Source organism: Pseudonocardia xinjiangensis (assembly GCF_012911925.1).
Taxonomy (GTDB): Bacteria; Actinomycetota; Actinomycetes; order Mycobacteriales; family Pseudonocardiaceae; genus Pseudonocardia; species Pseudonocardia xinjiangensis.
Genome location: NZ_JAAXKY010000218.1, coordinates 1 through 9,070, shown reverse-complemented (window position 1 = coordinate 9,070; position 9,070 = coordinate 1). Strand labels below are relative to the sequence as shown.

Sequence of the window (9,070 nt, the reverse complement as noted above, 5' to 3'; positions counted from 1 at the left end):
GATCTCCTCGATCGCCCCCGCCCAGTCGGTGCCGTACCCGACCACCGACCCGATCGCGGACGGGCGGCGCGGCAGCCGCTCGACCTGCCCCAGGACGGCGTGCTGGGCCTGCTCGGCGTCAGCGGCCCACCCGTGCGTCACGGCGTCCTCGGCGCGGGAGCCGATCCCCGCCGTCAGCGGCGTGCGCGGGCGCACGGCGAAGGACGCGACGCGCAGGGCGGCGCCGGCCTGCGCCGCGACCCCCGCAGCCGCGATGACGAGCTCGGCGGAGCCCTCGGTGGCGCCGAACGCGGCCGTCACCCGGCGCACCCTGCTGTCGGGGCGGCAGCGGAACCCGCGGGGGCCGAGCACGACCGGGAGGGGTGAGCTGTGCAGCAGCCGGTCCGCGACACTGCCGAAGGCGACCCGGCCGAGCACCCCCGCGGTGGACGACCCGAGCACCAGCAGGCGCGCGCCGTGCCCGTGGGCGACCTCGAGCAGCCCGGCCGACGTCGAGCGCGCGCCGGCGACGACGAACGTGGCGGCGCAGTCGGCCGGCATTAGGGCGCGGGCCCGGTCGATGGCGTCGGTCGCGCTGCGGTCGAGGTACTCCTGGTACTCGGCGTCGACCCGGCCCATGCCGGGTGGCCACGGCGGCGGCACCACGGTGCACACCACGATGTCCTCGTCGAGCGAGCGGGCGAGCATGCCGCCGAGGTGGATGGCCGCCGTGGCGCGCTCGTCGCGCGGCAGCCCGACCACGAGAGTCACAGCACGTCCCCCACGGTGTCGGTGGTCGTCGTGCGCAGCCGCGAGTGCCGGATCCCGTAGGTGAAGTACCAGATGAGCACGACGGCCACCCAGATCGCGAACACCGCGATGGTGATCGGCCGCAGGCCGACGATGATCCAGACGCAGCCCGCGATCGACAGGATCGGCGTGACCGGGTAGCCGGGAACCCGGAACCCGCGAGGCAGACCCGGTTCGGTGCGCCGCAGGATGATCACACCGATGGAGACGACGAGGAACGCCACGAGCGTGCCGATGCTCGTCATCTCGGCAAGGAAGTTGATCGGGAGGAGCCCGGCCAGCAGCGCCACGGCGACCGCGACGACGATCGTGTTGTTCACCGGGGTGCTGGTGCGGGCGTTCACCTTCTGGAAGAAGCGCGGCAGCATGCCGTCCCGGCCGATCGCGAACAGGATGCGGGTCTGGCCGTAGATCGTCACGAGGGTGACGCTGAAGATCGAGATGATGGCCCCGGCCGCGAGCACGGTGCCCGGCCAGCTGGCGCCGACCACGTTCTCCAGGATGGCCGAGAGCCCGGCCTCCTGGCCCGCGAACTCGGCCTGGGGCTGGGCCGCGACCGCCACCAGGGCGACGGCCACGTAGACGACCGTCACGGTGACCAGCGCCAGGATGATCGCCAATGGCATCGTCCGGCGGGGGTTCTTCACCTCCTCCCCCGCGGTCGACACGGCATCTAGACCGATGTAGGCGAAGAAGATGATGCCGGCGGCCCCGGTGATGCCCGTGACCCCGAACGGCGCGAAGTCGGCGAAGTTGTCGGTGTTCCAGCCCGTGATGCCGATGACGACGAACATCACCAGGACCGCGATCTTGATGACGACCATGATCGCGTTGACCGTCGCCGACTCGCTCGCCCCTCGGATGAGCAGCAGCGCGCACAGCGTCACGAGCACGACGGCGGGCAGGTTGAGCACGCCGCCGCCCTCCGGCGACTGGGAGAGGACGTCGGGGATCCGGAACCCGAACAGGTTGCCCAGCAGCTGGTTGAGGTACTGCGACCAGCCGACCGCGACGGCCGCGGACGACACGCCGTACTCGAGCAGCAGGCATGCCGCCACCCCCATGGCGACGACCTCGCCGAGCGTGGCGTAGGCGTAGGAGTACGACGACCCGGAGACCGGCACCGCACTGGCCAGCTCCGCGTAACAGACCGCGGTCAGGCCCGCGACGACCCCGGCGATCACGAACGACCAGACGACCGCGGGCCCGGCGACCGGGACGGCCTCGGTCAGGACGAAGAAGATGCCCGTCCCGATCGTCGCTCCGACGCCGATCATGGTGAGCTGGAAGAGCCCGATGCTGCGGGCGAGCTGGCCACCGCCGTGGCCGTCGAGTCCGCTCTCCGCGGCCATCTTTCTCACCGGCTTGCGACGGAAGGCCTGCTGCAACAACGTCGCCATGCCATCTCCTCGGTTCGGGGCCTGCCCACGATCCCGGGCGGTTGGTCCGAATGCGAGCCCCCGAACGGACGGTGCGAACCGGACACGTCCGAATGCGACATGGTGGCGGGTTTGCCCGCCGTGGTGATTCTCGGCACTACCGACTCCCCCGAACACGAGGCGGACACTCCGTTCGGCGCAATCGGCAGCAGCCCCGGCGCGGGGCGAAAACCCTCGGCCGGGAAGATCAATACCCCGGTCCGGCAAGGCACGGACCCCGGCGGATCAGCGGTTTCCGCCTCCGACCTGCGGCTCCGGCACGGGCCACGACCCGGACCCTCGACGGCTCGGCGCGTCCCGATCGGGCTGCGCGCCCCTGACCGGCCACCAACCGCCGGTCAGGGGCGCCGGGGCGGCTGTGTCAAGCTGGGCCGCAGGCAGGTCAGTCCGGCAGGGTCGACACGGCCCTGCCCTTGCGCCGGACTGAGGAGCCAGGAGGACGGAAGACAGAGACGTGAACAGCGCACTCAGTGTGGATGAGGAACTCGCGAAGCAGAGCATCGAAGGCTTCGAGCGGTTCAGAACCGGCGACGAGCTGGCAGCGTTCTTTCTCAGCGCGGGGATCACGGGCGCACGAGTCAAGGGCGCGTGCCCCGTGGCGACATATATCCGCGGATTCACCAGCCGGGTCCGGATACTTGTCGGCGCCACGACGACGCAGATCTGGTCGTGGAACCTCACCACGGTCAACAATCCGCAGTCCCTGACCGAGTTCATCGCCGACTTCTACGCGGGACGCTATCCGCAGCTTCTCCGTTCGTGGCTGCCCGCCTCCGACCGGTGACAGGCGGCCATCTGCTCGGGTGAGGCCGGGCCGAACCACCTGCCACACCCGCGACATCTGTCCTGACCTGTCTCCGAACACCTGACGTGCGGAGCGCGGACGGAGAAGATCGGTGGCGTCGTGGATCGGGGCGCCGCGGGCCGGGGCGCACCGCACCGGAGCCGAGGAGGGCGACCGTGATCGAGCCGTGAGCACCCCGGGAAACCCCGTACCGGACGTCGCCGCAGCTGCCGCCGAGGTGCTCCGCCGCGAGGGCGTCCAGCATCTCCTCGCCTACCCGCTGAACCCGCTCATCGAGTCGGCGGCCGCCGCCGGAATCCGGCCGGTGATCGTCCGGCAGGAGCGCGTCGGTGTCCACATGGCGGACGCGATCAGCCGGCTCGGGGACACCGTCGGCGTCTTCTGCATGCAGGCGGGCCCGGGTGTGGAGAACTCGTTCGGCGCGGTGGCGCAGGCGTTCGCCGAGGGGGTCCCGCTCGTGGTGATCCCCGGTGGGGCGCCGCGCGCACAGACCTGGGTACCGCCCACGTTCAACGCCGCGCTGAACTTCCGCCACGTCACCAAGGCCACCGAGCAGGTCACCACGGGCGCCGGGCTCGTCCCCGCCCTGCGGCGGGCGTTCACCCAGGCCCGCAACGGGCGCCCGGGACCGGTGCTGGTGGAGATCCCGGCGGACGTGTGGGCGCAGGAGGCTCCGGGGCTCGACGCCTACGTGCCGTCGCGGCGGGTGCGCTCCGCACCGGACGCCGAGTCCGTCGAGGCCGCTGCGGCGGCGCTGGTCGCCGCGGACCGGCCGCTGCTCTACGCCGGTCAGGGGGTGCACCGGGCGCGGGCGTGGGAGCAGCTGCGCGCCCTCGCCGAGCTGCTCGAGGCGCCGGTCACCACCAGCCTGGAGGGCAAGAGCGCGTTCCCGGAGACGCATCCGCTGTCCCTCGGCTCGGGCGGGGTCGCGATGCCGCGCGCGGTCTTCGAGCACGTCCGCGACGCCGACGTCGTGTTCGGGATCGGAGCGAGCTTCACCGCCACCCCGTTCGGGATCCGGTTCCCGACGGCCGGGAAGACGTTCGTGCACAACACCCTCGACCCGGGCGACCTCAACAAGAACGTCCCCACCGAGCACGCCCTGCTCGGCGACACCGCGCTCGCCCTGGACCTGCTGGTCGAGGCGGTGCGGGAGCGGCTCGGCGGCGGGCCGCGAGGCCGGGCGGACGCGGTCGCCGGGCGTATCCGGGAGCAGAACCAGCCCTGGCTGGACTCCTGGATGCCCTTCCTGACCAGCGACGAGACGCCACTCTCGCCGTACCGCGTGATCTGGGACCTGCTGCACCTGGTGGACGTCGAGCGCACGATCATCACGCACGACGCCGGGAGCCCCCGCGACGAGCTGTCCCCGTTCTGGCGGCCCGTCGCACCGCACAGCTACCTCGGGTGGGGCAAGTCCACCCAGCTCGGCTACGGCCTCGGGCTGGCGATGGGCGCGAAGCTCGCCCGGCCGGACCGGCTGTGCGTCAACGTGTGGGGCGACGCCGCGATCGGGATGACCGGCATGGACCTGGAGACCTGCGCCCGTGCCGGGATCCCGGTCCTGTCCGTGCTGTTCAACAACTTCTCGATGGCCATGGAGGACACGATCATGGCCGCCTCGCGCGAGCGCTTCGGCACCACCGACATCTCCGGCGACTACGCGACGATGGCGCGCGCCTTCGGCCTGCACGGCGAGCGGGTCACCGAGCCCGGGGAGATCGCGCCGGCGCTGCACAAGGCGATCGCCGCGACGGAGGCGGGCACGCCCGCGCTCGTCGAGTTCGTCACCACCCGGGAGAAGAAGTACTCGACCTTCGACTACGCGAGCTACCAGGGTTAGGAGAGGCCATGCGGGCAGTGCAGCTCGTGGCACCGGGTCGGCTGGAGACGGTCGAGGTCCCGGTCCCGGAGCTCGGTCATGACGAGGTGCTGGTCCGTTCGCACCGCGGCTCGATCTGCGGCAGCGACCTGCACATCGTCTTCGACGGGTTCCACCGCGGCGCGTTCCCGGCGGCGCCGGGGTTCCCCGGGCACGAGGGGATCGGGATCGTCGAGGAGTCCCGCTCCCCCGGTTTCGCCCCCGGGGACGCCGTGCTCGTCGCGCCGGTACCGCTGCATGCGCGGTGCTTCGCCGAGTGGCAGGTCGTCCCGGGCCGGTCACTGGTGCCGCTCCCGGACGGCGCGGATCTCGACCGGCTGCTGATGGCCCAGCAGCTCGGCACCACCGTGTACGCGATGCGCCGGTTCTGGCCGGAGACCGTCGCCGGGCCGGCCGCGGGGCTGACCGCCGCGATCTGCGGCGCCGGGTCGGCGGGCCTGTTCTTCGCCCAGCTGACGCGCCGCGCCGGCTTCTCGACGGTGGTGATCGCCGACAAGGCACCGTCGAGGCTGCGGATCGCGAAGGAGTTCGGCGCCGACGTGGCCGTCGACGTCACCGAGCGGTCGTTCGTCGAGGCGGTGCTGGAGGCGACCGGCGGTCTGGGCGCGGACCTGGTGATCGAGGCGGTCGGGTACGACGAGACGCGCATCCAGTGCCTGCACGCGGTGCGGATGCGCGGCCGCGTCGGCTACTTCGGTTTTCCCGAGAAGCCTGCCGGCCCCACGACCTGGGACTACAACGAGGCGTGGGCCAAGCAGCCCTCGATCGAGCACAACCACAGCACCCAGATCGAGCCCGGACTGACGGCCTTCCGGGAAGCGGTCGACCTCATCCACACCGGCGGCATCGACGTCGGCCCGTTCCTCGACCCGGTCTTCCCGCTGGAGCAGGCCCAGGAGGCCTTCGAGGCGGCGCGGGACCAGCAGGGCGGGAAGGTCGCGATCGCGCTGGGCCGATAGCGAGCCGTCGTCGCCCGAACTGCAACAAATGTCCAACTTGTACTTTTGTCTCTCACCGTGCCCACTCGCCCGTTACGGCCGACGGCTACAGTCCTGTCCCGTGATCAAGTCAGTCCGCGACACGGCACGACGAGTCGTGGAGCACCGCGCATTCCAGCCGACGGTGATCGCCGTCATCCTCCTCAATGCCGCAACGCTGGGACTGGAGACGTCCAGCGCAATCGTGACCTATCTCGGCGGACTGCTGCACGTGGTGGACCGGGTGGCATTGGTTTTCTTCGTCGCCGACATCGGGCTCCGACTGGTGGCCTACGGGCGGCGATTCTGGCGTGACCCCTGGAACATCTTCGACTTTCTCATCGTGGCGATCGCGCTCCTGCCGGCATCCGGCCCGTTCTCGGTGCTGCGGGCACTCCGGATCCTCCGGGTGCTCCGCCTCATCTCCATGGTGCCGAGCATGCGACGGGTGGTGGGCGGCCTGCTGGCCGCGCTGCCGGGGATGGCCTCGATCTCGGCCCTGCTCTCGCTCATCCTCTACGTGGCGGCGGTCATGGGGACGAAGCTCTTCGGCGCGGTGGCGCCGGAGTCGTTCGGCACCCTCGGCACCACCTTGTTCACGCTGTTCCAGACCATGACCGGCGAGGGCTGGCCGGACATCGCACAGCGGGTCATGACCGAGGTCCCGCTGGCGTGGATCTTCTTCGTCGTCTACATCCTGGTGAGCTCCTTCACCGTGCTCAACCTGTTCATCGCCGTCGTCGTGAGCGCCATGGAGAGCCAGGTCATGGCCGAAGCGCGGGCCGAGGAGGCCGAACATGCGGCCGACGAGCAGACCGCGAACTGGATGATCCTCGAAGAGATCAAGGTGCTGCGCGCCGAGCTGGCCGAGATGCGGCTGGAACGCGCGGAGCCGTAGAGCCCCCGCCCCCGCAAACGTCGTCACCCATGTTGACGACGTTGCGTGGACCACGCTAACGTGGTCCACGCAAGAGCCGACGATGTCGGGCCGGCCGACCCCACCGCGAGGTGGTAGTGACACCGCATGACTGAGCGCTATCTCGGTGTCCTCGGCATCGCCGAGGCCATGGACGTGACCAGACACGCGGTGCACAAGTGGCGCTCCCGCTATCCGAACGGTTCCGATCACCCTTTCCCCGAGCCCGATGTCGAGATCGACGGAGCTCCGGGCTGGCGGGCTGAACGCCTGGAGGAAATTGTGCAGTGGCGCGACGGTCTACCTGGACGCGGCGCCGGCGGAGGTCGCCCGACCGCTGCCCGGCAGGAATACATGAAGGCAGCGATGGCCCGTGGCCTGGACCGCGACGAAGCGACCCGCGCACTCGCCAACTTCGCCGAAGAATTCCCGCACATGACGGAGCCGGAGCTCTGCGCCTGGCTCATCGAGAGATTCCAGTACTGAGCAAACCTCTCCGCACAACCGTGAAACGGAAGGCGATGACGCATGCCCGAAATCGGCGGTGAGACCGCGCCCGGCTTCGAGGGAGTACGCGAGGCTTTCGCAGTGAACCTGGCCGATCACCAGGAAGTCGGCGCCGCGGTCGCCGTGTACCTGCACGGCAGGAAGATCGTCGATCTGTGGGGCGGGACCGCGGACCCCGACACCGCCCGCCCCTGGGAGCGCGACACCCTGCAGGTCGTCTACTCCACCACCAAGGGCGTCACGGCCGCCTGCGCGCATCTCCTGGCCCAGCGCGGCGACCTGGACCTCGACGCGCCCGTCGCCGAGTACTGGCCCGAGTTCGCGGGGAACGGGAAGGCCCACATGCCGGTCCGCTGGCTGCTCACCCACCAGGCCGGGCTGCCCACGATCGACGACCCGATCACCCGGGCGGAGGCGATCGCCTGGGACCCGATGGTCACCGCGCTCGCCGCGCAGCGTCCCTTCTGGGAGCCGGGCACCGAGCACGGCTACCACGGGCTCACCTACGGCTGGCTGGTCGGCGAGGTCGTCCGCAGAGTGACCGGCCGCAGCCTCGGCACGTTCCTCGCCGAGGAGATCGCCGCACCGCTCGACCTGGACCTCTGGATCGGGCTGCCGAAGTCCGAGCAGCACCGGGTCAGCCGCACCATCGCGGCCGCACCCGATCTCGACGCTCTCGGCCGGATCGACCTGGCCACCGTGCCCGAACCCCTGCGCGAGGTGATCGCGGCCTACGCCGATCCGACGTCGCTGACGGTGCGGTCGTTGCTGACCCTCGTCCAGCCTCCGCTGGACCACAACGACCCCGACGAGCAGTCCGCCGAGATGCCGTCGACCAACGGCATCTGCACCGCCCGCGCACTGGCCCGTTTCTACGCCGCGCTCATCGGTGAGGTCGACGGACACCGGATCCTCGACCCCGCCACCCTGGCCGGGGCTACCGCGCAACAGGCCGCCGGCATCGACCGCATCCTGCGCGTACCCGTCCGGATCGGCACCGGCTTCGGCCTGCCCAGCCCTGACATGTTCTGGTACAGCCCGACCGCCTTCGGCTTTCCCGGGCTCGGCGGCTCGCTCGGCTTCGCCGACCCCACCACCGGGCTCGCCTTCGGCTACGTCATGAACCACGTTCGGGAAGGCGTTTCGGACCCGAGAGCCGCCACGCTCCTGAACGCGGTCACGACCGCCATGACAAGCCGGGCCTGAGGACCCGGGTCAGAAGCTCAGCTTCGCCCCCCGCCAAGACTGGCCCGGATCAGGTGGTGACACTTTCGCCGAGGTAGGCCTCCTGCACGCGGGGGTCGGCGAGCAGTTCGGCGCCGCTGCCCGACAGCGTGGTGCGGCCCAGATCGATGACGTAGGCCTGGTCCGACAGGGCCAGCGCGGCGAGTGCGTTCTGCTCCACCAGCAGCACCGTGGTGCCTTCGGCCTGCAGCTCACGGACGGTGGCGAAGATCTTCTGCGTCATGATCGGCGACAGCCCCATCGACGGCTCATCCAGCATCAGCAGCTTCGGCCGCGACATCAACGCCCGCCCGATCGCCAGCATCTGCTGCTCCCCACCGGAGAACAACCCCGCCTTGTTCGCCCGCCGCTCCCCCAGCACCGGGAACAACGTGAAGATCCGGTCCAGATCCTCCGCGATCCCCGCCTCATCCCGGCGGGTATACGCGCCGAGCAGCAGGTTCTCCTCCACCGTCATCCGCGCGAACAACCGCCGCCCCTCCGGGCTGTGCGCCACCCCGCGGGAGAGGA

The 9,070-nt window shown here is 70.7% G+C and carries 9 protein-coding genes; 6 read left to right on the top strand and 3 right to left on the bottom strand.

Features of this window, described 5'->3' with window-relative positions; genetic code table 11:
• On the bottom strand, positions 1-750 hold a 750-nt coding region (locus HF577_RS35095), incomplete at its 3' end, for a universal stress protein (RefSeq protein WP_169400311.1).
• On the bottom strand, positions 747-2,189 hold the full coding sequence (locus HF577_RS35090) for an APC family permease (RefSeq protein ID WP_169400310.1): 1,443 nt from the start codon (positions 2,187-2,189) through the stop codon (positions 747-749). The genes HF577_RS35090 and HF577_RS35095, both read right to left, overlap by 4 nt.
• A 511-nt stretch (positions 2,190-2,700) precedes the next feature.
• Here HF577_RS35090 and HF577_RS35085 point away from each other — a divergent pair.
• From HF577_RS35085 to HF577_RS35060, 6 genes are all read left to right on the top strand, one after another.
• Positions 2,701-3,012 (top strand): hypothetical protein, encoded by a 312-nt coding sequence (locus HF577_RS35085; RefSeq protein WP_169400309.1) that lies wholly within the window; start codon positions 2,701-2,703, stop codon positions 3,010-3,012.
• Positions 3,013-3,124: 112 nt separating this feature from the next.
• Positions 3,125-4,876: a thiamine pyrophosphate-requiring protein gene (locus HF577_RS35080; RefSeq protein WP_312859586.1), complete on the top strand. Its 1,752-nt coding sequence runs from the start codon at positions 3,125-3,127 to the stop codon at positions 4,874-4,876.
• Between the two features lie 8 nt (positions 4,877-4,884).
• Positions 4,885-5,874 carry a zinc-binding dehydrogenase gene (locus HF577_RS35075; protein ID WP_169400308.1) on the top strand — a complete coding sequence of 330 codons (990 nt, stop codon included), beginning with the start codon at positions 4,885-4,887 and terminating at the stop codon, positions 5,872-5,874.
• A gap of 100 nt (positions 5,875-5,974) precedes the next feature.
• Entirely contained in the window at positions 5,975-6,790 is an 816-nt protein-coding gene (locus tag HF577_RS35070; protein WP_312859585.1) for an ion transporter, read from the top strand.
• 126 nt (positions 6,791-6,916) lie between these two features.
• Complete coding sequence (locus tag HF577_RS35065) at positions 6,917-7,294, top strand: hypothetical protein (RefSeq protein WP_169400306.1); 378 nt, start codon at positions 6,917-6,919, stop codon at positions 7,292-7,294.
• Positions 7,295-7,396: 102 nt separating this feature from the next.
• Complete coding sequence (locus HF577_RS35060; RefSeq protein WP_211175322.1) at positions 7,397-8,521, top strand: serine hydrolase domain-containing protein; 1,125 nt, start codon at positions 7,397-7,399, stop codon at positions 8,519-8,521.
• A gap of 49 nt (positions 8,522-8,570) precedes the next feature.
• On the opposite strand, the gene HF577_RS35055 is transcribed toward HF577_RS35060, so the two are convergent.
• On the bottom strand, positions 8,571-9,070 hold a 500-nt coding region (locus HF577_RS35055; protein WP_169400304.1), incomplete at its 5' end, for an ABC transporter ATP-binding protein.

Coding starts and splice junctions, on each gene's coding strand:
- HF577_RS35090 (WP_169400310.1), bottom strand. CDS start 2,189: ATGGCGACGTTGTTGCAGCAGGCCTTCCGTCGCAAGCCGGTGAGAAAG.
- HF577_RS35065 (WP_169400306.1), top strand. CDS start 6,917: ATGACTGAGCGCTATCTCGGTGTCCTCGGCATCGCCGAGGCCATGGAC.
- HF577_RS35075 (WP_169400308.1), top strand. CDS start 4,885: ATGCGGGCAGTGCAGCTCGTGGCACCGGGTCGGCTGGAGACGGTCGAG.